Origin of the sequence: Billgrantia zhangzhouensis (assembly GCF_021404465.1) — a bacterium.
GTDB lineage: Bacteria > Pseudomonadota > Gammaproteobacteria > Pseudomonadales > Halomonadaceae > Halomonas > Halomonas zhangzhouensis.
The window spans coordinates 76,638-98,612 of the sequence record NZ_JABFTT010000005.1 but is presented as its reverse complement, the minus strand read 5'-3'; the positions used below and the strand labels follow the sequence as shown (position 1 = coordinate 98,612).

Here is a 21,975-nt window from a genome sequence, read left to right as displayed (position 1 = left end):
CCCGGCCTTGGCCGGGGCAGTCGTGTGCGGTCAACTCAGACGTGTCCTACTGAGGTTGCTTCACCGTACGCAGGTAGGGCTTGAGGGTGGTGAACCCCTCGGGGTACTTCTTCTTCGCCTCTTCGTCGCTGACCGAGGGAGGGATGATCACATCGTCCCCGGGCCGCCAGTTCACCGGCGTGGCCACGGTATGCCTGGCGTTCAGCTGGATCGAGTCGAGCAGACGCATCACCTCGTTGAAGTCGCGGCCCGAGGTCATCGGGTAGACCAGCATGGCCTTGATCTTCTTGTCCGGCCCGATGATGAACACCGAGCGTACCGTGGCGTTGTCGGCCGGCGTGCGGCCTTCGGCACTGCCCGGCTCCTCGGCGGGGAGCATGTCGTAGAGTTTGGCCACTTCTAGCTTGTCGTCGCCGATCATCGGATAATTGGGTGCGGTGCCTTGGGTTTCCTCGATATCCTTGGCCCAGGCGGCGTGGTTGTCGACCGGATCCACCGAGAGACCGATGATCTTGGTGTTGCGCTTGTCGAACTCGGGCTTGAGCCTGGCCATGTAGCCCAACTCGGTGGTGCAGACCGGAGTGAAGTCCTTCGGATGCGAGAACAGAATGCACCAGCTATCGCCGATCCATTCATGGAAATTCACGGTGCCCTGGGTGGTTTGGGCCGTGAAATCGGGCGCGGTATCGCCGATTCTGAGACTCATCGTCGTGCTCCAGGATCATGGGTTCAAGGTAGGCGTTGCATGGCCGCATGCAGACGCTGCTTGAATATAGAACACGCCTGTCAGAGTTGCAGGGAATAAGGTTGCAAAGCGTCGCCTTGGGAAGAGCCGGGAAGGCGAATCAGAAGGCGTAGTGGAGCGAGGCGGTAATCAGATTCAGATGGGTCATGCTGGGGGCGTCGATCTCCTCGAACTCCAAGCGGCTCACCAGGCGGTTGTGCTGCAGGCGAGCGCCGAAGCCCTGGATACGGGCGGTGCCGGTCGTTGCCATGTATAGCGGCTCGCTCTGGGTCACCGGGTCGCCTTCCCATTCGGCGAAGCCGGATTTCGCATAAAGGCCGAACTGCCCCAGGCGCACGCCAGCCACCAGGCTGCCGCCCAGCGTCGTGGTGTTCAACAGCAGCGCCTGGTCAGCGTGGCGGGTCGGGACTTCGTCGCTTTCGCGATAGGTGAATTCGGCACCGAGGTCGAGCCGTGGCAGGTTGGCTGGCGAGAAGCCCGCCGTGATGCGAAAACCGGACGTATAGCCATCGGGAGTCTGTAGGTCGCCTCCCTCCAGTACCAGGCCGTTGTCGAGGTACATCAGGTCGCTGGTCTTGCCGGCGTACGAGGGCGCCTGGAGTCGGGTCATGGTCAAGGCGGCCAGCAGGTCGTGCGAAGCCTCGGTGTAGGCGGCTGGCATGCCTTGCAGCGGCGCGGGCTCATCGGCCATGGCCAAGAGTGGCAACAGCGTCAGGCCGGCAACCATTGCAATGGCACCTCTGCAACACGTTCTCATGTGCCCTGACCCATTTCCCTGTGCGGTGTGGCTCGTTGATGTCATGTCCCGATGCCCTTACAGGGCACACATAATCATTCGTAAAGCTTAGCAGGCTGGCTAAGTCATCGCCAAGGTTACCTTCAACGTGAGGGCAGCGCGAGACGTGACATCTGCTCGTCGAGTTCGCTCAGGCTGGGAGCGGCGATGCCATGGCGGCGTGCGGTGGCGATCAAGGGTCCCAGTATGGCTTCACGCTCGGTGGCCCTGCCGGCCAATATGTCCTGTAGCATGGAGGCGCGGTTGTTGGCGGTGCCTGATACGACTTGCCATACCAGCGCATGCCAGCCCGCCGCCGGAGGAGTGATGTCCTCGGCCGCCATGATCGCTGCCACTTCATCGACGACACGCTCCACCATGAGGCGGAAAGGACGGTCGCGTAACTGCCCGTTGCGGATGCGGAAACGGGCCACCAGCGGATTGATCGCGGCATTCACCGCCAGCTTGTGCCATAACCGCACGTCGATGTCCTCCACCGCCTCGGCGGTCAGGCCCGCTTGGACGAGTAGCGCTGCCAGCTCCTGGCAGAGTGGGGCGTGGCGCTTGGCAAGGTCGCCGATATAGGTCACTCCGCGGCCGGCATGTACGACGCCTTCGTTACCTGCGAGCCAGGCTCCCTCGGTGGTGGAGGCGCACAGCACGGGGCCCGGGTGCCGGTGGGTGAGTTCGGGCTGAATCTGGTAGCCGTTCTGCCACAGCACCAGTGTCGGCGTCCCGCTCAGTCGGGCCATGGCGGTGCTATAAGCGGCTTCGGCGGCGTAGGCCTTGGTGGTCAGGTGCAGGTAGGCCGGCGCCATCGGCGGCAGCGTTGCGACCTCGGTGGTGACCAGGCGCCGGGGGCGTTGCGTGCCTTCCGGCGTGGTCAGGGTCTGCTCGGGGGGCAGCGTCCGGCGTCCGGCCAGCACCACCGGTGCGGTATCGACCAGGTGCAGGGCCAATAGCCGGCCCAGGGCGCCGGGGCCGACGATCAGGTGAGTCGGGTCGTTCATGAGTCGCCTTGGAGGAAAGACACAAGCAGCATACCGACATCCGGTTACCCGTTGCCAGTTCGATCAGGCGCTTCGCTTGGGCCTGCGCCGCGCCCGGCTGGGAGCGCTGCGCCCACGCCGACCCTTGCCGGGCGCTGCTCGTCGCTTCGCTGCACTAGCGGCTTCGCCCTGTGCCGTGGCCATGGCCTGACGCAGGCGGCCCGCATCGGCATTGCCCAGCAACTGGCGCAAATCCTCGATCAACGCGGTAAGAAAGGGAGCCGGGTCGTCATTGCGTTCGGCAATGCCTGCCAGTCGTTGTTCCCATAGCGCGGTGCGCTCGGGGCGGGAGGCGGCCTCGGGCAATGAGGCGATCAGACCGCTGCCCAGGCGGGTGGCACGCAGGGTCTTGTTCTGGCGTATCAGGTAGCCGCGTTCGATCAGCGTCTCGATGATCCCGGCACGGGTCGCCTCGGTGCCCAGCCCGTCGTGCTCGCGCAAGGTGCGCTTGACCTCCGGGTCGTCCACGTAGCGGGCAATGTTCATCATCGCCTTGATCAGGCTGGCGTCGGTGAACGGCTCCGGTGGGCGCGTCTCGCGGTCCTCGGCGCTACAGGCCTCGACTCGGCAAGTCTCGCCCTCGCGCATGGCCGGTAGCGGCGGTGCCTCCTCACGTGTGGTGAACAGCGGCTTCCAACCGGGCTGGAGCAGCTCCTGGCCGCTGGCGCGGAAGCACTCGTCGAGAATGGTGAACTCCGCCTTCACTTCACGAGCGATCAATGGCGGATAGAACTGGGCCAGCACGTTGCGCACGATCAGGCGGAACACGTCGGCTTCGGCGCGTTCCAGGCGCTCGAGTTCGGCCGGCTTCCCCGTGGGGGCGAGCGCATGGTGAGCGCCAACTTTCCTGTCATCCCAGGCCTTGGAGCGCAGGGTGAAGTCGGCACCGGCAAACCATTTGCGCAGGGTCTCGTCCTGGCCGCAGACGTTACTCAGGGTCGCGTGCGCCTGGGCCAGGTGCTCCTCGGGCAGGTAGCGGCAGTCCGAGCGTGGGTAGGTGATCAGCTTGTGCCGCTCGTAGAGCCGCTGGCAGATATCCAGTACTGCCTGGGCCGAAAGCCCGAAGCGTCTCGCGGCGTCCACCTGCAGGGCCGAAAGTGAGTAAGGCAACGGTGCGGCCTGGCGTTTCTGGCGGGTTTCGAGCGTCGTCAGTCGTCCCTCGGCGCCGGGCAGGCGTGTGGCCAAGGCCTCGGCCGGCGCTCGCTGGAGCAGGCGGCCCTGGTCATCGAGGCGGTGGTTTTCAGCGGGTTGCCACCAGGCGCGCAGTTGGCCGTTGGCGACCGCCAGGTCGGCCCACAAGACGTAAAAGGGGTAGGGCCTGAAGTCGCGGATCTCGGCGTCGCGACGTACTACCAGCCCAAGTACCGGGGTCTGCACCCGGCCCACCGAGAGCACGCCGTCATGGCCGGCCTGACGGCCGGTCAACGTCCAGGCGCGAGTCAGGTTGATACCATACAGCCAATCGGCGCGCGCGCGGGATTCGGCGGCGCGGTAGAGCGGTTGGTAGCGGGCGTTGTCTTCCAGTCGTGCCAGGGCGCGTTGAACGGCGGGCCGGTTGAGATCGCTGATCAGCAGTCGCGCTACAGGCCCTTTCCAGCCAAGGTGCTCGATCACCTCCTGAACCAGCAGTTGCCCCTCGCGATCCGGATCGCCGGCATGCACGACTTCGCGGGCCTGCTTGAGCAGCTTGCGAATGGTGGCGAGCTGCCCCCTGGCCTTGGGTCGCGGGATGAGCTGCCAGCGGCTCGGCAAGATCGGTAGATGATCCAGCCGCCACTGCTTGTAGACTGGGTCGTAGGCATCGGGAGGCGCCTGTTCCAACAGATGGCCGAGACACCAGGTCACCACGCTGTCGCCGGCGTACAGGGCGCCATCCTCACGGCGCACTCCGCCCGGCAAGGCATCGGCGATGGCCCGGGCCAGGCTGGGTTTTTCGGCGATGATCAAGCGCACGGCAGCTATCCAGCAGAGTTGGGATATGGATATTCTTACAGTTGGCGGCTGGCATTTCCAGTCGTGCGACGAGACCCAGCTTATACCAAACCTATTGCATTGGTGGGGCGGCTATAAAGCGACGGCCATGAGGAGTGCAACGCATGCGTGAACGAGGAAGGACACGACGCCTGCTGGGGCTCGGGGCGCGCACCGGCGGCACTCTGCTGCGCAGGCGATTCGGCGGCGAGGCCGACTGGCGTGCGCTTGGCGAAGCCCTGTTCGAGGGGCTTTCCGAACTGAAGGGGCCGGCGATGAAGCTGGCCCAGATCATGGCCCAGTGGGACGACCTGCTGCCGCCGGACCTGACCGACGAGCTGGCGAGGCTGCAGCGCCAGGCTGAACCGATGCCATGGGAGGGCATACGGCGTACGCTGGTCGAGCAATATGGCGAGCTGGAATCCCGCTTCAGCAAGATCGAACCACAGCCGTTCGCCAGTGCCTCCATGGGGCAGGTGCATCGGGCGGTCACCCATGAAGGGGAAACGCTGGTACTCAAGGTGCAGTACCCGGGCCTGGCCGAAGTATTGGAGGGCGATCTCGCCCAGCTCAGGCGGATCATGCGCCTGGGGCGGTGGTTCAAGGTACCGCAGGTGCGCCTCGATGCCTTGTTCGAGGAGCTTGCCGCCAGCCTGCGCAGCGAGCTCGACTACCATGCCGAAGCCTGTGCTCTGGTACGTTATCGTGAGCGCTATGCGCACCTGGAGGGGCTGGTGATTCCTGAGCCCTTGCCCGAACTATCCGGGCCGCGAGTGCTGGCCATGCACTATGTGGCCGGAACACCGCTGCGCGAACTGGAGGGCGCGGACGATGCCCTGCGCCAGCGCATCGCCACGACGTTGGCCGACTGGCTCACCGAGGAACTGTTCACCCACGGCGAGCTGCATGCCGACCCACACGCGGGAAACTTCGCAGCCGATGGCGAAGGCCGGCTGGTGATCTACGACCTGGGAGCGGTGATCCCGGTGCCAGAGGGGCATCTCAAGGCCATGATGCAGTTGCTCGATGCCACCCTGGCAGCGGACTCCATGGCCATGGATGGCGCCCTGCGCCGGCTGGGCGGACGCCAGGGGCAGGGTGCCCCCTTGGCGCTGTATCGTGAATCCGCCGAGGCGGTGGCGCCGCTGTTCGAGCCCGGTGAGCAAGACTTTTCCGACGTGCGGGTGCATCGCCGTCTGCGCGATCTCACGCCCAAGGTATGGGCGACCATGGATCGGCTGCAGCCGCCGGTGGGCGTGCTGCTGCTCTCGCGTACGCTCAATGGGCACTACTGGAACCTGGTACGGCTGGGGGCCCGCCTGGACATGCATGCCCGCACGCGTCCGCTGCTGGCGTGGGCGCGTCGTTGAGCCAATGGCATGATGGCCACGATCCTTGCGCGCAACACCGAGCCACGCTTCCCTGTTACTATATGCGCCTTTTGAACTGGCGGAGAGTGCGATGCTGGCAGTATGGGTGGAGCAGCTGCTGGGCTACGCTTCCGGTGCCCTGGCAGCCATCCGTGAGGAGGAGCGCTATCCGGCGCTGATGGCCTGGGCCCGTGAGGAGGGCGCCGAGCTGATGGGGGGTGACCTGGCCATGGCTCAGGCGTTGGCGCCCATCCTATGGAGCCAGACCCCGCTCGAGCGTGCCGGCTTCACCTGCGAGCCCTTGGCGCGGCCCGGCCGCAACGAACCCTGCTGGTGCGATTCCGGGCGCAAGACCAAGCACTGCTGTGGCGCCGTTGCGATGCCGGCCGAAGTGCCGGACCATCTGATGTGGATGCTTTCGCTGCGTGACTGGAAGGGCCCTACGCTCAAGGCGGCACTCGATAGCGGCAACGCCCCCGCTCAGGCGCTGCTCGAGGCTGGATTGATCGCCGCCGAATCGGGGCAGCGCGGGCGTGCCCAGCAGATCCTGGAGTCATTGTTCCAACGCGCCGACTGGTCGCGCCTGCCGGTGCAGGCTGAGCCTGCCTTCGAGCTGTTGATCGATCTCTATCAGGAGCGCGGCTTCATTCGCAAGCGGGCCGAGCTGCTCGACGAAGTGCTCGACCGCGGTCCGCTGTTCCTGCGTGGCGTGGCCCTGGAGCGGCTGTGTCTGATGCACCTGGACAATGACGATCTGGATAGCGCCCGTTCCGCCTTCGTGCGTGCCCAGCAGGCACTGCCCGATTCGCCGACCCTGGCCTACATCGAGGCCATGCTGCTGCTCCACGAGGGCCATGAACAGGAGGCCGCCGAGCGCGCCCGGTTCTGGTTCCGGCGCCTGGCGCGCAAGGGCGAGCTGGAGCCCGAGCAGCTGCAGTTCCTCGCCGACCTGGCGGAGAACCCCGGTGCCACCCTGGCCGATCAACTGCTCAATGCCGAAGAGGACCTCGCCGAGCCGCTGGCTTCGCTGCAGGCGTTGCTGGCCGAGCTTCCTCCGGCGCCGGGGCTGGACATCCGGCGTACCGCGTCGGGTGAGCTGGAGTATCACAGCAGTGCGCGGGAAGACACACTGTTCGCCGCCTGGCAGAAGCACTTCCAGGTCGAAGTGGAGGATGACAGCGCACTGGGCCTGAAGGGCGACCCCTGGATTCAGGCCGGCGACTGGCTGCGTGAACTCTGTGCCCATCCCGAGTGGCTCGACTCCCCACGAGTGGTGCAGTCGTTGGCACTGGCCCTGACTAGCCGTTTCGGCAGCCTGCCGTGGATGTCGCCGAGCCTGTTCGAGCCGCTGGCCGACCGCCTGGAACGTTGGCTCGAGCGGATTCGGGGCGAGGGGGAGGGCGCCTTCCTGTGGGATAGCGCTGACAATGCCGTGCTGCTGCGTACCGGCCTGGCGCTAGTGGTGGGCATGGAGAGAGGAGCCCGGGCGCGCTCGCGGCGCCTGGCCGAACGGCTGCTTTCGCTCGACGATCAGGACAGCCTGGGGCTGCAGGAGCTGGTGCTCGACCAGCTTTTGCGGGAAGGGCGCGACCGCGAGGCGCTGGCCGTGACCGAGACCCGCCGCGAAGAGCCGGTGTTAGGCCTTCTCATGGGCCGGGCACTGGCGCTGTTTCGCCTTGAGCGCTTTGAAGAGGCCGACGAGGCCTTGCGTGAAGTGCGCCGTCACAATCCGCATGCTCTGGCCATGTTGTGTGCCGAACAGACGCGTCCCGTGACGGTAGGGCCGGACAGCATCGCCGAGCCCGGCACTCGCGCCGAGGCGTGGCAGTACCGTACGCTGATGCGCGACCAGTGGCGAACGACACCAGGGGCGTTGGCCTGGCTGCAGGAGCAGATCGACCGCTGACCGATCAGCGTTCCGCCCAAGGTCGTTCAGGCCACGCGTGGCGCGGGCGGTGGCACCAACTCCTTGTCGCGGCTTATCCAGATCGCCAGGGCGATGGCCGGTAGTCCCAGCGCCGTGGCGATGACGAAAAAAGTCGCATAGCCTTCCGCTGCCACCACCATCCCGCCAAAGCCGCTCAGGAACTTGCCCGGCAGGGTCATCAGCGATGAGAACAAGGCGTACTGGGTGGCGGTGTAGGCGCGTGAGGTCAGGCTCGACAGGAAGGCGATGAACACCGCACTGGCCAGGCCGTTGGCCAGGTTGTCGCCGACGATGGCCATCACCAGCATCGGCAGGCTCTGGCCGGCCAGCGCCAGGGCGGCGAACAGCAGGTTGGTCAGGGTGGCGGCCGCCGCGCCAAGCACCAGGACCGGGCCGATACCGTAGCGCGCCACCAGCAGCCCGCCCAGTATCCCGCCGCTGATGCTCATGGCGATGCCGAACACATTGGTGACGTTGGCGATGGTCGCCAGAGAAAAGCCCAGGTCAATGTAAAGAGGGTTGGCCATCGAGGCCATGGCCAGGTCGCTGATACGGAACACCGCTACGAACACCAGCAGCCACAGCGCCTTGAGCCGATGGCGGGAAATGAAATCGGTGAATGGACAGACTACCGCACCGATCAGCCAGGCCCCCAGGCGGCGCAGCACTCGAGGCTTGCCGCGGCTGATGCGAATGAAGGCGCGCACGCGGGGCTCGTGAATCAACTGAGTGGTTAGCGACAGCCGCTTGGGTTCGGGGCGCAGCAGTACGGTGATCATGCCCACGCCGACGAGTAAGGCCATGGTCAGGTAGGCAGCCTGCCAGGAGAGCCACGATGCCACGTAGAGGGCGCCGGCGCCGGCGGCCAGCAGGCCGCCGCGATAGCCGATGATGTAGGTCGACGCCATGGCCGCCTGGATGTCGTCGGGGGCCGACTCGATGCGGAAGGCGTCGATGGCAATGTCCTGGGTGGCCGAGCCGAAGGCCACCAGCAGGGCGAAGACGGCCACCAGCGTCAGGTTCTGCTGTGGTTCGAGGTTGGCCAGACCTACCAGCCCGCCGGCGATCATGGCCTGGGCCAGCAGCATCCAGCCTCGCCGCTGACCGAAGGTACGCGTCAGCACGGGTAGGGCGAGGCGGTCCACCACGGGTGCCCAGAAGAACTTGATCGAATAAAGCATGCCAATCCAGGAGAAGAACCCGATGGCTGCCACCTGGACGCCATCGCTGCGCAGCCAGGCGGAAAGGGTCGAGAAGACCAGCAGGAACGGCAGTCCGGCCGAGAAGCCCAGGAACAGCATGGTGAGCACGGGGGCTCGCAGATAGATGGCCAGGGCAGCTCCCCAGCTGCGATGAGCGGTAGGGATGGTCATGCGTGGCAATACTCCTCGATGGATCGATGCCTGGGGGGCGGCCCGTTACCGACAACGATGCTAGAATGGCCCACCCTGGGCGGGAATGGCCGGTCCAGGAGGACGCTTCGTCCGGCCGCTCGATTGTTGCAGAGCCCCGGCATCGATGCCAGCAGGATATCCCGATCAGGAGGCCTTCATGAGCCATGGTGAACGTCAGCCGATCGACGACGAGGACGACAGCCTGCCGCGCTGGTATGTCATCCAATGCAAGGGCGGAGAATCCTTTCGCGCTGCGGAGCACCTGAGCAACCAGGGGTACGAAATCTTTCATCCCATTCTCCAGGTCCAGAAGAAACGCGGCGGTAAGCTGGTGTGGCTCAATGAGCCGCTGTTTCCCCATTACCTGTTCATTCGTCTCGACCGCGTTGCCAGCAACTGGCGGCCGATCCGCTCGACTCGGGGCGTGCTCAGGATCGTTACCTTCGGCCATCGCCCATTGCCGGTCGACGATGCTCTGATCACGATGCTCCGCGAGCAGGGCGCCCAGGGACAGGAAAATGCTACCAACGTCTATTTTCGCGCCGGCGAGAAGGTGGAGATCACCGAAGGCCCGTTCAAGGACCTGCAGGCGGTATTCGCCAGCCACAAGGGTGATGAGCGGGCCATCGTGCTGCTCAACCTGCTCAATCGTCAGCAACAACTGGAGATGCCGGTTTCGCAGCTACGCCCCCGAGGCTGATGCCTGCCCGCCGGCTTGCGCTCACAGGAGATTGCCATGAACATCGCCCCGCAGCGGGTCGTGACCTTTCATTACGTGCTCAGCGACGAACAGGGGCAGGTGCTTGACGATTCACGGGCACGCGCCAAGCCCCTTGAGTACCTTCATGGGCACGACAACATCGTCGCCGGCCTCGAGCAGGCGCTCGCCGGCCATCAGGCCGGCGACAGGCTGAATGTCACGCTGCCACCCGCAGACGCCTATGGCAGGCGCAGCGAAACCCTGGTGCAGGAGGTTGGCCGCAGCGCCTTCGCGCAGGACGATCTGGCTCCCGGCATGCGTTTCCAGACGCCGGGCGACGACGGTCCGCAGATCGTGACCGTGCTCGAGGTGCGTGACGATACGGTGTTGATCGACACCAACCATCCCTTGTCCGGACGTACCCTCGTGTACGCCGTGGAGATTCTCGACGTGCGCGAGGCAAATCGCGCCGAGCTGGCCAAGGGGCACCCGCTTCCCGCCGATGTGGAGCCGTCTCAGGTCGAGGATCGCAAGGTTCTTTGAGTCGGCAACACCTTCGATCCTCCCCAAAAAACTGACCTGTATCAATTCGCTGCGCGGTGTTCGTCGAGTCTGGGGCGAAATTTGATACAGGTCAGTTTTCCCCTGCCGCCGCCAGGCTAGAGTGAAGCCATCACATCAGGTGACGGGGAGAACCACCATGTACTGGGATGATGCAGTAGTGTTCGGGCTGGTAACCGTCGCGATGATGATCGCTTTCATGGGAGGCTGGATCGGCTTCGTGATTCGTGACCACCGTCGCAAGCGCAAGCACTGAGTCAGCCTGCTCAGCAAGTCGTCAGGGGAGGGGGGATTTCCCCCCAGTAGCCGGCCCAATTGGGCCGGCATTTTTTTTTCGTGATAGACTCCTCGAAAAAATATGCCAAAGGCGTATCGGCAGAAGAATAAACGGGGGGAGCATGTCGCTATTTCATCCTGATCGTTGCATGGTGCGGCTGTTGGCAGCTTTCACCCTGCTGTTTGCCATGCCCGTTTTGGCCGATTCCAATCGATTGTTGTTGCGCGACGGCGAGCGTGAAATCGCGCTCTCCGTTGACGAACTGCGCGCGCGCGCTGATGTCGAGTTCCGCTTCTTCGACCCCTATCTGGCCGAGGAGGCCGACATACGTGGCCTGGTCTTCCGTGAGCTGTTGGTTAAGCACTTCGGCGAGGTGCCGTCGCGGCTGCACTTCGAGGCCTGGGACGACTATGACGTGACCCTGGCAGGCTGGGACGATCCCGACTGGATTCTCGTGACCCACCAGAACGGCGAGCCACTCACTCTGCGCCATCGCGGTCCGCTGCGTCTGGTCGAGCGTGACTATGGGGACCGTGATCCCGCTAACCTGCGCAACTTCAATGACTGGATCTGGATGATTCGGCGTATCGAGGCGGTATGGTAGAACCGAGCCAGCCCTTGAGGCGCCACGTTCGCTGGCTATGGCTCAGCGTGATGAGCTTCACCACCCTGATGCTGCTCATTGCTTACCAGACACGCTGGGTCTACCCCGAGATCCATGCCTATTTCAGCCAGGCAGGCAACCTCACCGGCCAACAATTGGCCACCCGCGCCCGGGTCTACCTGCAGCAGGGTCTCGATCTATTGCTGTCACTACCTCGAGACAGCGATACCCGCGAGCGTGCTCATTTCCAGATCAAGCTTGCCTACAGCCTGTTTGACATTGGCCTTTATCGGCGCGATTACCCTTGCACGGAGCCGAGCTTGGCGGCCATGGACGATCTGCTGACTCGCCTGCAGGGAAGCGATGCCCTGGAGACCGATCATCTGCGGGAAAACCTGTTGAAGCCGATGCATTGCCTCACCCAGATCGAGATGCACCAGCTCGACCGACGTAGTGCCGTGACGGCGGAATTCGTCGAGCAGACCCGGCGCCATCAGGGGCAGGTGCTGTTCGGCAGCCTGGTGATCTTCGTGTCGGGGCTGGGCTTCTGGCTGATGCACGAGCTGCAGCGTCGACGTGCCGCCAGGTCCGCTCGCGAGAGCCTGGAGTGGATGGCGAAAGCCCTGTGCGACCCACTGACTGGGGTTGGCAATCGAAGTGCCATGCATGACGACGTCACGGCTGCCGGAGGGGCTCCGATGGGGCTGCTGCTGGTCGATATCGATTATTTCAAGCAGTACAACGATAGCCTGGGCCATCCCGATGGCGATCGGTTGCTGCGTCGTCTGGTTCAACTGATCGAGGACAACCTGGAGCGTGAAGCGAGGCTCTACCGGCTGGGGGGAGATGAATTCGCCGTACTGTTCGTTTGCCACGATGACGAGATCCTGAGCGCAACCTGTCGCAATCTCGTCGAATCGCTGCGTGCCGCCAATCTTCCGCACCCCTCGCATCCGCATTCCGACCATGTGACCTTCAGCGTCGGGGCGGTACGCTTCAATGCCAGTCACGCCGAGCTGGAAGCCGGCTATGCCGCCGCCGACACGGCGCTCTATCAGGTCAAGGCGCGAGGGCGCGACGGCTGGGCGGTCGCCGCGTTGGACACCAGCGAGATGAGTGGCTAGTGTCCTGGGTACGATGCAGGTCAGTCACACCAGCCACGCGGTGCGCATGTCGCACGTCAAGAGAGTGTGGGGAGTGCGCAGCATAGAGGGGAGCCAGGATGACGACCCCTAACGACGACAGGGAAACCTCTCGGGATGACGCCGTCACCGGTCGGGTTGGCCTCGCCAGCAAGAGCCGGCGCCGCTTCCTGTGGCTAGTCGGTGTGGGAGGCATGACGTTGTCCCTGACCGGTTGTGGTGATAACGATGCGGGACTTCTCGCACCGGATTTTCCGCCATTCGATGAGTGGCTGGACCGTGGGCCGCTCGAGCCGCAGCGAACCTTGGTGCGTGGCGTGTCGCTACATGCCTTGGTCGCGACCGGGGCTGCGCCGGCCAATGCGCCCCCGTTGGTACTGATCCATGGCTCGGGCCTCTCCGGTCGCTACATGATTCCCACCGCGCGTGAGCTGGCGAGGGATTTCCCCGTCTACGTTCCCGATATTCCCGGTTACGGCGACAGCGACGATCCCGGCAAGGTACTCAACATTCCCCAGATGTCGAACTGGCTAGTGGCCTGGATGGAGGCCATCGGCCTGGAGCGCGCTTCCTTTCTCGGTAATTCCTTCGGCTGCCAGGTCATCGTCGATTTGGCGATGCGTTATCCCGAGCGGGTGGACCGCCTGATTCTGCAGGGGCCCACCACGCCGCCGGACGAGCGCTCGACCTTCTGGCAATTCATCCGTTGGCGCCAGAACGAGCCCTATAATCCCGAGATGCTGGGAGAGGTGACGGCTCCCGAGTATGGCAAGGCGGGCCTTTGGCGCATGATTCGCTCCTATGTCTTTCAGGTAACCGATCCTGTCGAAGAGAAGGTGCGCAAGGTAGAGGCGCCAACTCTGGTGATACGGGGCGAGCACGACCCCATCACGCATCAGGCTTTCGCTGAGATGCTGGCTCGACGTCTGCCGCATGGGGAGCTTCTCATCCTGCCGGATGTGGCCCATACCCTGGTGTTTACTGCGCCACTGGCACTGGCCGATGCCACTCGCGCCTTCATGGAGGAGAGCGCATGACATTGACTGCCAGAAAGCGCATCGTGCTAGCCGAAGTACTGATCCTGTTGCTGCCCCTAACGCTGCTGATGGCGCTGCTCGTGCCGCTCACATACGTTGCCTATCCCATCCCCGAGCTTCAGGCGACACTGCTGGCATTCGACCTAGGCATGTTGATCAAGCTGTTGGGCATCCTGGCGGCGTGGCGGCTTGCCGTGGGCTTTCTGCGCTTCGGTGGCAGCGGCCTGTGCCGAGCTCACGCGGCCTGGTTCGTGCTGCTGCTGGCGGCGGTGGTCGTCGGTATCGCCAGCAGTGTGGTGGCTATCGAGCAGAACGTGCTTTCGCCCCTGTACCAGACCCGGGTTGGCTTCACCTTGCTGGCGCCAGCGGTCGCATTGGTGCCGTTGGCTTTGCATCTGTTATGGGAGCGGCGAGCAGGTGCCCGGTGAGGGCGCGGGTAGGGTCGCCTCGTGTCACGCTGAGACCGTGGGCGAGGAGTGCCGTGAGCGGGAGTATTGCGAGCGGGAATGATGCTACCCAAGGCTGGCCGCGACGAGCAGCGTCGCGGCCAGCCGCCGATCAGACGCCGACCCGCTCGCGCAGGAGCTCGACGATCGTATCGGCAGGCACCATGGTGGCTTCGCTGTCACGCCGCCCCTTGTACTCCAGCTCGCCGTTGTCCAATCCGCGGTCGCCGACCACCAGGCGATGGGGAATGCCGATCAGCTCCTGGTCGGCGAACTTCACCCCGGGGCGCAGGTCGCGGTCGTCCAGCAGTACATCGATGCCGGCTGCCGTCAGCGCCTGGTAGAGTCGTTCGGACTCTTCACGTACACGCTGCGACTTGTGCGCGTTCATCGGTACCAGGGCAACCTGGAAGGGAGCGATGGCGTTGGGCCAGATGATGCCGTTCTCGTCGTGGTTCTGCTCGATGGCGGCGGCTACCACGCGTGTCACGCCGATGCCGTAGCAGCCCATCCAGGGGTGGGCGGCCTTGCCGTTGTCGTCGAGTACCGTGGCATTCATCGCCTCGGAGTATTTCTTGCCTAACTGGAACACGTGGCCGACCTCGATGCCGCGCTTGATCGAGAGCGTGCCCTTGCCGTCCGGTGAGGGATCGCCCTCGACCACGTTGCGAATGTCGGCGACCTTGGGCAGCGCCACGTCGCGTTCCCAGTTGATGCCGAAGTAGTGCTTGCCGTCGATGTTGGCACCGGCGCCGAAATCGCTCATCAGTGCCACGCTGCGATCGATGATGATCGGCATGTTCAGATTCACCGGGCCCAGCGACCCGGGGCCGGCGCCGACCACCGCGCGGATCTCTTCCTCGCTGGCCATGGTCAGCGGTTCGGCCACCTCGGGCAGGTTTTCGGCCTTGATCGCGTTGAGCTCGTGGTCGCCGCGAACCAGCAGGGCAATCAAGCCGCCTTCGGCGGCGTGCACCATCAGCGTCTTGATGGTCTTCTCGATGGGCAGGCCATGCTGTTCCACCAGGGCGGCGATGGTCTTGGCATTGGGTGTGTCGACCAGGCGCAGTTCCTCGCTCGGTGCGGCGCGCTCGGGTGTGGTGCCGAGCGGTGCGGGTAGCGCTTCGGCCTTTTCGATGTTGGCGGCGTAGTCCGATTCGGTGGAGAAGATGATGGCGTCCTCGCCGGAGTCGGCCAGCACGTGGAACTCATGGGAATCGGTACCGCCGATGGCGCCGGTGTCGGCCAATACGGGGCGGAAATCCAGGCCCAGGCGGGTGAAGATCCGCACGTAGGCGTCGTACATCCCCTGGTAGGTTTCCTTGAGAGAGGCCTGGTCGATGTGAAAGGAGTAGGCGTCCTTCATGATGAACTCGCGAGAGCGCATCACGCCGAAGCGGGGCCGGATCTCGTCACGGAACTTGGTCTGGATCTGGTAGAAGTTGGCCGGCAGCTGCTTGTAGCTGGAGAGCTCGCGGCGCATCAGGTCGGTGATCACCTCTTCATGGGTGGGGCCGACGCAGTAGTCACGCTCGTGACGGTCCTTCAGGCGCAGCAGCTCGGAGCCGTACTGCTCCCAGCGGCCGGACTCCTGCCACAGCTCGGCGGGTTGCACCGCCGGCATCAGTACTTCCTGGGCCCCGGCACGATCCATCTCCTCGCGCACGATACGTTCCACCTTGCGCAAGGTGCGCAGGCCGACCGGCAGCCAGGTGTACAGGCCCGAGGTAAGGCGGCGGATCATGCCGGCACGCAGCATCAGCTGATGGCTGATGACCTCGGCGTCGGCAGGCGTTTCCTTGAGGGTGGCGATCAACAGTTGAGTGGCGCGCATGGGTCCGGCATTTCCTTCCAGCATGGGCTGACATGAGTCGAGATACCGCGGCGGGCGGCGTTCGAGGCATTGTAAGGCCAACGGGGAACGGCGGCAAAAGCGTTGCCAAATGCTGGTATGGCCGCTCGGGGCTTATCCGTCGACAGGGCTCCGAGGAGGCGCTGTGAACCCATCCCTGGGCGCTACTTTTGCCATCCATGGCAAAAGACCTCCTCTGCGCCCTGTCCCCGGCGCCCCTAGTCCGCGGTGGCTCAGCTTTTTGTGCAGGTTACTGCAGCGACTTCAGCCAGAACACCATCGGCTTGTCGGTCTCCTCCGGCTCGCCGATATCCTTCCAGCGAAAGGTGGTGGCGAGTTCCGGATGGCGCTCGTAACCCTGGGCGCGCCAGAAACCATGCAGCGGCACGTAGTCTGCCGGCTTCAGCGGATGGTCGTCAGGGCGCTCCACGGCACAGAACGCTACGGTGGAAAAGCCCCGCTTGGCCGCATGACGCTCGCGCTCGGCGAGGAAGGCCTTGCCGATACCCCGGCCGCGGTAGCTCGTCAGCAGTACCGATTCGCCGTAGTAGAACACGCTGCCGATATCGAAGCCGGCCCGTTCGAACGGTGTGCGGAACTCTTCGACATCCTGGGCCAGCGGCATGCCCGTGGCGGCACCTACCAAGGCATCGCCATCCTCGGCCAGCACGAACAGGCTTTCGGGACACTCGGCATAGCGGCGCAGGTAGTTGGCCTCATAATTGAAGCTGCCATCATAGAGATAGGGAAAATCACGGAACACGGTGATGCGCAGATGAGCCATTTCCTCCAGCCGTGGCTCGATGGCGCTGCCTTGGCAGGTATGCAATGCGGTTTCGCTCATGTGGGCCTCCGTGAAAAAAGTAAACGCTCGTATTAGTTGCCGTTATGGTAATCTCCCGCCATTCTCCATGGCGGCGCCAGGGGCGGCAACGTCCGGCGTCGGTAATCCGATCTTTTGCGGAGTATTCCTTTCATGAGGATCCAGATCCGTCGTGTCCTGACCGGGTTGGTGCTTGGTGTTTCCATCACCGCCCTGGTGGGTTGCGGCACCGTCTTCCATCCTGAACGCAAGGGTCAGATGAGCGGCCGTATCGACCCGGTGGTTGCCATTGCCAATGGCGTGGGATTGCTGTTCTTCATCGTTCCAGGTGTGATCGCCTACGCCGTGGATTTCTCCAATGGCACCATCTACCTGCCTGGTACCCACGACAGCGCGAGCGTCGATACCCTGAAGATGGACGAGGACATGGATGTGCCGACCCTGGAACGGCTGCTTTCCGAGAAGACCGGCAAGACGGTCAGCCTCGACAACGAGCTGGTAAGGGTCGAAGAGGTGGAAAGTCTCGATGAAGCCCTGGCATTGGTGCGTATGGCTGGCATCAACGACCAGGAGCGTCTGGCGGCCATGTAACCCGCCCAGGCTTGACGGCTCGTCGAGCCTGGGGGTGAGAAGCGAAGAGAATCGCTAGCTTTCAGGTTGTGCCATCGCCCCCTCGAGCCGCTCCAGTTCGAGGGGGCGATATGCTTCCAACAGTGCCCAGAGAATGGCAGCCGTCTCGGCATCCGGCCGCCCGCGGTAGTCGACCGGGCGGAAGCGCATCTGGAAGGCGCGTAGTACGGCGCGGGTCTGGCGGTCCAGCTCACCCGTTGCTTCCAGTGGATAGCCCCAGGCGCGCAGCGCCTCCTGCAGAGTGACGAGTGGTAGCTCCTCTGCTTCGAAGCGAGCCTGCCAGCGCGATACGACTTGAGCCTCAGGCCATACGCCAATGCCTGCATCAAAAAGCTCGCGCCAGGGAAACCGGGGGCCGGGATCGATCTTGCGCGTCGGCGCGATGTCGGAATGCGCCACCACGTTGGTGGGGTGGATGTCGTGGCGTTCGATGATGTCGCGGGAGAGAGCGATCAACGCCTCGATCTGTGCCTCGGGGTAGGGAGCCCATGGGATCTCCACCGACGCCTCCGGATTCTCTTCCAACAGCCGTTCCACCTCGGCATAGGGGCGGTCGGGTCCGGTATTGACGATCTCGATGCCGATCGAGGTGTCGTTGATGTTGGTGCGGCCCTTCCAGGCGCTGGCGCCGGCGTGCCAGGCGCGGCGCTCCTCGTCGACCAGTTGATAGGCCAGTGGCTGGCCGCGGTGTTCTCGCGGCGGTAACGGCAGCACGTAGTGAGCGCTGACATGGGGGCCGGTAAGCACGGCCAGCGATTCGGCCTCGTCGACGTCGGTGTAGTGGATCACCAAGTGGCGCACGCGGCTGGTGTGTGAGGGCGAGACGTAGGTATGGTCTACCACGTAGCCACCGCGCCGTTCGAGGTGTTCCGGTGCGGTGCAACCGGCGAGCCAAACGCCCACCATGGTGATGCCCAACAGGGTGGTCCAGCGCTTCGGCATGCTCAGCTCCCCTGTACCACCAGCCGTATCAACAAGCCGAGTACCATGGCGGTCGAGACACTGAGTAAGGTACCCATCAGCACGTATTCGGTCAGCTTGCGATCCTGTGCGCCGCGCAGTTCTCCGAAGCGCAGTACCGACTTGGCAGCCAGCAGAAAGCCGATGGCGGTCAACTGATCGAGCAATACCAGGGTCAGTACCAGTACGCGCTCGGCCATACCGATGCGTGCTCCGGCGGCGATGAGTGTGCCCGGATTGTCGATCTGTGCACTCCAGCGTTGTATCACCAGGGCAATGACGATCGATAGAGGGCGAGTGACGAGCACGTAGGCAACGACGATGCCGAGCACCGGGGGCGTGAACAGCCATTGCCAGAACGCAATCAGCGGCTGCCAGTGGCCCAGCCAGGCCAGCCACACACCCAGCAGCACCAGCAGATGCAGCGCCTGGTCGAGCATGAACCAGCGTAGCTTTGTCGGCGATAGGTAGGCCTTGCCGAGATCGATGACGGCATGGCTCACGGCGATCATCGCCGCCCCACCCAGGACCGCGCCCCAGGACGCGCCGGTTGAACGGCTCAGGGTGGCCGCGCTCAGTACCGTCAGGGCCAAACCGCCATGTAGTGCAGCATGCAGGTAGAGCTGGGGGGAGCGCACCTTGCGCACCAGGCGAGCCTCGACCCAGCGGCTTGGCTGCAAGGCGAAGTCACCGAGCAAATGGACCAGCACCAGTCCCAGCAGTAGCGAGAGATCGGCATTCATCGTGAGTCATCCTTGAAGCGTTGGTCGAGGTAGCGAAGGTAGTCCTCGAGCAGCGCCCAGCGAGCGGCTCGTAGCCGCTTGTGCACGCTGGGCTGGCTGATACCGAGCCGCTTGGCGAGCGCCTGTTGGGATTCCTCGTGCCACAGGCTGAGGTAGACGGCCTCGGCGGCGTAGCGCGACCAGCCGTCGATCAGATCGTCGACGAAACGGGTCAACAGCGCCAGGCACTCGCTGCCGTCCTCCTCGACCAGGCTGAGACTCAGGTGCGAGGCGCCTTCGCTCATGGCGTCCAGCGTCTGACCGGAGCGCACGAACACCTCACCGCTGGCTTCGGTTACCCGCTGTTCGGGTTGCCAGCTATCCTTGCCGATGGCGACTGCGATGCGCGCATCCCAGCGCTGGCGTTCCTCCGAATGGCGAATCAGGGCCGCACGCAGCAGTACCGCAGCGGGCAAGGCCGCCGCCGGGTCGGGTAGGGCGACCTGGAACCCGTCGCCACGATACCGCTCGCTTTGCCCACCGTAGCGCTCGGTGATCGTCTCGAGGACGGTATCGAGTACCTTGAAGAGCCGCTTGGGGTCGCTGGCCTTGCGTGAATCGACCAGGTCGCCCGTGAGTACGGCAATGCGCTGCGCCATAGGATGTTCTACGCGTCGGTGATGTCTGGATAATAGCCCTTAAAGGCTATTTTTCAAATTAATAACCAAAAAAGGCTATAGCGAGTCTATCCGCTCTCGTTTTCTTCGCTATCGTCCTCTTCGCTGTCTCTGCGCTATCGCCTGCCTCTTATCTCGGACTGGCCGATAGCATGCCTGTCATACGGAATGTGTATGAATATACAGTATAGGGGTGGGCTTGGAATGGGGCAAGCGATCCTGAGCCGGATCGCATTCGCTCGTGGCGCTTGGGCTAGCGCGCCAGGTCGCGCATGGCATTCTCGAGCCCTTCCAGGGTCATGGGATACATGCGGTCGTCGATCAACTGACGGATCAACTGGGTGGAGTGGGTGTACTCCCAGGCTCGCGGTGGCATGGGGTTGAGCCAGGCCAGGCGGGGGAACTTGTCGGCCAGGCGCTGGAGCCATACGGCACCGGCCTCCTCGTTGAAGTGCTCCACGCTACCGCCGGGGTGGGTCACCTCGTAGGGCGACATGGCGGCATCGCCGACGATAACCACCTGATAGTCGCGGCCGTAGGTATGCAGCACATCCATGGTGGGGATGCGCTCGCTGGTGCGCCGGTAGTTGTTGCGCCAGACACCTTCGTACAAACAGTTGTGAAAATAGTAGTGCTCCAGGTGCTTGAACTCCGAGCGGGCGGCGGAGAACAGTTCCTCGCAGACGCGAATGTGATCGTCCATGGAGCCGCCCACATCGAGGAACAGCAGCACCTTCACCGTGTTGTGGCGCTCCGGGCGCATGCGCACGTTGAGCAGACCGGCGTCGCGGGCGGTGTCGCGGATGGTAGCATCGACGTCGAATTCCTCGGCTGCGCCCTGGCGGGCGAACTTGCGCAGCCGGCGCAGCGCCATCTTGATGTTGCGTGTGCCGAGTTCGAGGGAGTCGTCATAGTCGCGGAAGCGGCGCTCGTCCCATACCTTTACCGCTCGGCGGTGGCGCGAGCCCTCCTGGCCAACGCGAATGCCTTCGGGGTTGTAGCCGTAGGCGCCGAAGGGGCTGGTGCCGCCGGTGCCGATCCACTTGTTGCCGCCGGTGTGGCGCTCCTTCTGCTCCTCCAGGCGCTGCTTGAAGGTTTCGATCAGTTTTTCCAGCCCGCCCAGCGACTCGATCTGCGCCTTCTCCTCCTCGGAGAGCTGCTTCTTGAATTCACGGCGCAGCCAGTCGTCGGGAATCAGCGCCTCGATGGCGGCATCGAGATTTTCCAGGCCGTCGAACCAGGCGGCAAAAGCGCGATCGAAGCGGTCGAAATGGCGCTCGTCCTTGACCATCACGGTGCGCGCGACCTGGTAGAACGCCTCCATGTCGGCGAATACCACGCCGCGCTCGACCACTGCATGCAGGTCGAGCAATTCGCGCAGCGACACCGGCACGCCGGCGCGCTTGAGGGTTTCGAACAGGCCGATGAACATGACTCAGCGCCTCTGGTTGCCTTGGCGACGCATCATGAACGCCAGCCGTTCGAGCAGTTGGGTATCCTGCTCGTTCTTCACCAGGGCGCCGGCCAGCGGCGGAATCGCTTTTACGGGATCGTGATGGTAAAGCGCTTCGCGGGCTAGTTCGTCGGCCATCAGTAGCTTGAGCCAGTCCACCAGCTCGGAAGTGGAAGGCTTCTTCTTCAGCCCCGGCGCCTGGCGCAAGTCGAAGAACACCTCGAGCGCCTGGCTGACCAGCTTCGGCGCAATGTCGGGGAAGTGCACATCGACGATGGCCTGCATGGTCTCGCGGTCGGGAAATTCGATGTAGTGGAAGAAGCAGCGGCGCAGGAAGGCGTCGGGCAGCTCCTTCTCGTTGTTCGAGGTGATCACGATGATCGGCCGGTGGCGGGCACGCACGGTTTCGCCGGTCTCGTAGACATGGAACTCCATGCGATCCAGCTCCTGGAGCAGGTCGTTGGGGAATTCGATGTCGGCCTTGTCGATCTCGTCGATCAGCAACACCACGCGCCCATCGGCGGTGAAGGCTTCCCACAGCTTGCCGGGCTTGATGTAGTTCTCGACGTTCTCCACACCTTCGACGCCAAGCTGAGAGTCGCGAAGGCGGCTCACTGCATCATACTCGTAGAGTCCTTGGGCGGCCTTGGTGGTGGACTTGATGTGCCAGGTGATCAGCTGAGTGCCCAACGAGTTCGCCAGTTCCTCGGCCAGCAGGGTCTTGCCTGTGCCCGGCTCGCCCTTGATCAGCAGCGGCCGCTCCAGGGTCACGGCGGCGTTCACCGCCTGCTTCAAGGCATCGGTAGCCACGTAGGTAGAGGTCGAATCGAAAGCCATGGTCATGCCTCGGCGTAGCATCG

22 protein-coding genes are annotated in these 21,975 nt (G+C 64.0%); 10 read left to right on the top strand and 12 right to left on the bottom strand.

Going from position 1 to position 21,975, the window contains the following annotated elements:
* Nucleotides 1-46: 46 nt before the first annotated feature.
* The 4 genes from HOP51_RS07760 to HOP51_RS07745 all read right to left on the bottom strand — a co-directional run bounded on the left by HOP51_RS07760 (nucleotide 47) and on the right by HOP51_RS07745 (nucleotide 4,522).
* Nucleotides 47-706, bottom strand: a complete 660-nt coding sequence (locus tag HOP51_RS07760) for a peroxiredoxin (RefSeq protein ID WP_234273374.1) — start codon at nucleotides 704-706, stop codon at nucleotides 47-49.
* Nucleotides 707-845: 139 nt separating this feature from the next.
* Nucleotides 846-1,472: a hypothetical protein gene (locus HOP51_RS07755; RefSeq protein WP_234273373.1), complete on the bottom strand. Its 627-nt coding sequence runs from the start codon at nucleotides 1,470-1,472 to the stop codon at nucleotides 846-848.
* Nucleotides 1,473-1,624: 152 nt separating this feature from the next.
* Nucleotides 1,625-2,530, bottom strand: a complete 906-nt coding sequence (locus tag HOP51_RS07750) for a ketopantoate reductase family protein (protein WP_234273372.1) — start codon at nucleotides 2,528-2,530, stop codon at nucleotides 1,625-1,627.
* Between the two features lie 63 nt (nucleotides 2,531-2,593).
* Nucleotides 2,594-4,522: a DNA topoisomerase III gene (locus HOP51_RS07745; RefSeq protein WP_234273371.1), complete on the bottom strand. Its 1,929-nt coding sequence runs from the start codon at nucleotides 4,520-4,522 to the stop codon at nucleotides 2,594-2,596.
* Nucleotides 4,523-4,665: 143 nt separating this feature from the next.
* Between HOP51_RS07745 and HOP51_RS07740 the strand changes: the two genes are divergently transcribed.
* A complete protein-coding gene (locus tag HOP51_RS07740; RefSeq protein ID WP_234273370.1) occupies nucleotides 4,666-5,910 on the top strand; it encodes an ABC1 kinase family protein in 1,245 nt (414 codons plus the stop codon).
* Nucleotides 5,911-6,001: 91 nt separating this feature from the next.
* Nucleotides 6,002-7,816, top strand: a complete 1,815-nt coding sequence (locus HOP51_RS07735; protein WP_234273369.1) for an SEC-C domain-containing protein — start codon at nucleotides 6,002-6,004, stop codon at nucleotides 7,814-7,816.
* A gap of 26 nt (nucleotides 7,817-7,842) precedes the next feature.
* Here the strand turns inward: HOP51_RS07735 and HOP51_RS07730 are convergent, their stop codons facing one another.
* Nucleotides 7,843-9,210, bottom strand: a complete 1,368-nt coding sequence (locus tag HOP51_RS07730) for an AmpG family muropeptide MFS transporter (RefSeq protein ID WP_234273368.1) — start codon at nucleotides 9,208-9,210, stop codon at nucleotides 7,843-7,845.
* Nucleotides 9,211-9,388: 178 nt separating this feature from the next.
* Between HOP51_RS07730 and rfaH the strand changes: the two genes are divergently transcribed.
* From rfaH to HOP51_RS07700, 7 genes are all read left to right on the top strand, one after another.
* Nucleotides 9,389-9,931, top strand: coding sequence for a transcription/translation regulatory transformer protein RfaH (rfaH, locus tag HOP51_RS07725; protein WP_234273367.1), 543 nt, complete (start codon nucleotides 9,389-9,391; stop codon nucleotides 9,929-9,931).
* Nucleotides 9,932-9,967: 36 nt separating this feature from the next.
* Entirely contained in the window at nucleotides 9,968-10,474 is a 507-nt protein-coding gene (locus HOP51_RS07720; RefSeq protein WP_234273366.1) for an FKBP-type peptidyl-prolyl cis-trans isomerase, read from the top strand.
* A 157-nt stretch (nucleotides 10,475-10,631) separates the two neighbouring features.
* On the top strand, nucleotides 10,632-10,748 hold the full coding sequence (ccoM, locus tag HOP51_RS20960) for a cytochrome c oxidase subunit CcoM (protein ID WP_276574346.1): 117 nt from the start codon (nucleotides 10,632-10,634) through the stop codon (nucleotides 10,746-10,748).
* 172 nt (nucleotides 10,749-10,920) lie between these two features.
* A complete protein-coding gene (locus HOP51_RS07715) occupies nucleotides 10,921-11,373 on the top strand; it encodes a hypothetical protein (protein WP_407061791.1) in 453 nt (150 codons plus the stop codon).
* A 14-nt stretch (nucleotides 11,374-11,387) separates the two neighbouring features.
* Nucleotides 11,388-12,497, top strand: a complete 1,110-nt coding sequence (locus HOP51_RS07710) for a GGDEF domain-containing protein (RefSeq protein WP_234273364.1) — start codon at nucleotides 11,388-11,390, stop codon at nucleotides 12,495-12,497.
* 98 nt (nucleotides 12,498-12,595) lie between these two features.
* Entirely contained in the window at nucleotides 12,596-13,552 is a 957-nt protein-coding gene (locus HOP51_RS07705) for an alpha/beta fold hydrolase (RefSeq protein ID WP_234273363.1), read from the top strand.
* Nucleotides 13,549-13,980: a hypothetical protein gene (locus HOP51_RS07700; protein ID WP_234273362.1), complete on the top strand. Its 432-nt coding sequence runs from the start codon at nucleotides 13,549-13,551 to the stop codon at nucleotides 13,978-13,980. The genes HOP51_RS07705 and HOP51_RS07700 overlap by 4 nt, the downstream gene beginning before the upstream one ends.
* 130 nt (nucleotides 13,981-14,110) lie before the next feature.
* Here HOP51_RS07700 and HOP51_RS07695 read toward each other — a convergent pair whose 3' ends face one another.
* Complete coding sequence (locus HOP51_RS07695; RefSeq protein WP_234273361.1) at nucleotides 14,111-15,832, bottom strand: proline--tRNA ligase; 1,722 nt, start codon at nucleotides 15,830-15,832, stop codon at nucleotides 14,111-14,113.
* A gap of 268 nt (nucleotides 15,833-16,100) precedes the next feature.
* Complete coding sequence (locus tag HOP51_RS07690; protein ID WP_234273360.1) at nucleotides 16,101-16,694, bottom strand: GNAT family N-acetyltransferase; 594 nt, start codon at nucleotides 16,692-16,694, stop codon at nucleotides 16,101-16,103.
* 132 nt (nucleotides 16,695-16,826) lie between these two features.
* Between HOP51_RS07690 and HOP51_RS07685 the strand changes: the two genes are divergently transcribed.
* Nucleotides 16,827-17,264: a hypothetical protein gene (locus HOP51_RS07685; protein WP_234273359.1), complete on the top strand. Its 438-nt coding sequence runs from the start codon at nucleotides 16,827-16,829 to the stop codon at nucleotides 17,262-17,264.
* A gap of 54 nt (nucleotides 17,265-17,318) precedes the next feature.
* Here HOP51_RS07685 and HOP51_RS07680 read toward each other — a convergent pair whose 3' ends face one another.
* The 5 genes from HOP51_RS07680 to HOP51_RS07660 all read right to left on the bottom strand — a co-directional run bounded on the left by HOP51_RS07680 (nucleotide 17,319) and on the right by HOP51_RS07660 (nucleotide 21,952).
* A complete protein-coding gene (locus HOP51_RS07680) occupies nucleotides 17,319-18,245 on the bottom strand; it encodes an N-acetylmuramoyl-L-alanine amidase (RefSeq protein ID WP_234273358.1) in 927 nt (308 codons plus the stop codon).
* Nucleotides 18,246-18,247: 2 nt separating this feature from the next.
* Nucleotides 18,248-19,006 (bottom strand): DUF3307 domain-containing protein, encoded by a 759-nt coding sequence (locus HOP51_RS07675; RefSeq protein WP_234273357.1) that lies wholly within the window; start codon nucleotides 19,004-19,006, stop codon nucleotides 18,248-18,250.
* The gene (locus HOP51_RS07670; RefSeq protein ID WP_234273356.1) at nucleotides 19,003-19,644 is read right to left on the bottom strand and encodes a helix-turn-helix domain-containing protein; all 642 of its coding nucleotides are present in this window, start codon (nucleotides 19,642-19,644) and stop codon (nucleotides 19,003-19,005) included. Before HOP51_RS07670 ends, HOP51_RS07675 begins: the two co-directional genes overlap by 4 nt.
* A 271-nt stretch (nucleotides 19,645-19,915) precedes the next feature.
* Complete coding sequence (locus HOP51_RS07665) at nucleotides 19,916-21,094, bottom strand: vWA domain-containing protein (RefSeq protein WP_234273355.1); 1,179 nt, start codon at nucleotides 21,092-21,094, stop codon at nucleotides 19,916-19,918.
* A 3-nt stretch (nucleotides 21,095-21,097) separates the two neighbouring features.
* Nucleotides 21,098-21,952, bottom strand: coding sequence for an AAA family ATPase (locus tag HOP51_RS07660; RefSeq protein WP_234273354.1), 855 nt, complete (start codon nucleotides 21,950-21,952; stop codon nucleotides 21,098-21,100).
* Nucleotides 21,953-21,975 lie beyond the last annotated feature (23 nt).

Excerpts from the sequence above, each read along its gene's own strand:
- HOP51_RS07680 (WP_234273358.1), bottom strand. The coding sequence starts at position 18,245 with ATGCCGAAGCGCTGGACCACCCTGTTGGGCATCACCATGGTGGGCGTT.
- HOP51_RS07735 (WP_234273369.1), top strand. The coding sequence starts at position 6,002 with ATGCTGGCAGTATGGGTGGAGCAGCTGCTGGGCTACGCTTCCGGTGCC.
- HOP51_RS07685 (WP_234273359.1), top strand. The coding sequence starts at position 16,827 with ATGAGGATCCAGATCCGTCGTGTCCTGACCGGGTTGGTGCTTGGTGTT.
- HOP51_RS07660 (WP_234273354.1), bottom strand. The coding sequence starts at position 21,952 with ATGGCTTTCGATTCGACCTCTACCTACGTGGCTACCGATGCCTTGAAG.
- HOP51_RS07720 (WP_234273366.1), top strand. The coding sequence starts at position 9,968 with ATGAACATCGCCCCGCAGCGGGTCGTGACCTTTCATTACGTGCTCAGC.
- rfaH (WP_234273367.1), top strand. The coding sequence starts at position 9,389 with ATGAGCCATGGTGAACGTCAGCCGATCGACGACGAGGACGACAGCCTG.
- HOP51_RS07690 (WP_234273360.1), bottom strand. The coding sequence starts at position 16,694 with ATGAGCGAAACCGCATTGCATACCTGCCAAGGCAGCGCCATCGAGCCA.
- HOP51_RS07700 (WP_234273362.1), top strand. The coding sequence starts at position 13,549 with ATGACATTGACTGCCAGAAAGCGCATCGTGCTAGCCGAAGTACTGATC.
- HOP51_RS07730 (WP_234273368.1), bottom strand. The coding sequence starts at position 9,210 with ATGACCATCCCTACCGCTCATCGCAGCTGGGGAGCTGCCCTGGCCATC.
- HOP51_RS07750 (WP_234273372.1), bottom strand. The coding sequence starts at position 2,530 with ATGAACGACCCGACTCACCTGATCGTCGGCCCCGGCGCCCTGGGCCGG.
- HOP51_RS07675 (WP_234273357.1), bottom strand. The coding sequence starts at position 19,006 with ATGAATGCCGATCTCTCGCTACTGCTGGGACTGGTGCTGGTCCATTTG.
- HOP51_RS07705 (WP_234273363.1), top strand. The coding sequence starts at position 12,596 with ATGACGACCCCTAACGACGACAGGGAAACCTCTCGGGATGACGCCGTC.
- HOP51_RS07755 (WP_234273373.1), bottom strand. The coding sequence starts at position 1,472 with ATGGTTGCCGGCCTGACGCTGTTGCCACTCTTGGCCATGGCCGATGAG.
- ccoM (WP_276574346.1), top strand. The coding sequence starts at position 10,632 with ATGTACTGGGATGATGCAGTAGTGTTCGGGCTGGTAACCGTCGCGATG.
- HOP51_RS07695 (WP_234273361.1), bottom strand. The coding sequence starts at position 15,832 with ATGCGCGCCACTCAACTGTTGATCGCCACCCTCAAGGAAACGCCTGCC.
- HOP51_RS07670 (WP_234273356.1), bottom strand. The coding sequence starts at position 19,644 with ATGGCGCAGCGCATTGCCGTACTCACGGGCGACCTGGTCGATTCACGC.
- HOP51_RS07760 (WP_234273374.1), bottom strand. The coding sequence starts at position 706 with ATGAGTCTCAGAATCGGCGATACCGCGCCCGATTTCACGGCCCAAACC.
- HOP51_RS07740 (WP_234273370.1), top strand. The coding sequence starts at position 4,666 with ATGCGTGAACGAGGAAGGACACGACGCCTGCTGGGGCTCGGGGCGCGC.
- HOP51_RS07665 (WP_234273355.1), bottom strand. The coding sequence starts at position 21,094 with ATGTTCATCGGCCTGTTCGAAACCCTCAAGCGCGCCGGCGTGCCGGTG.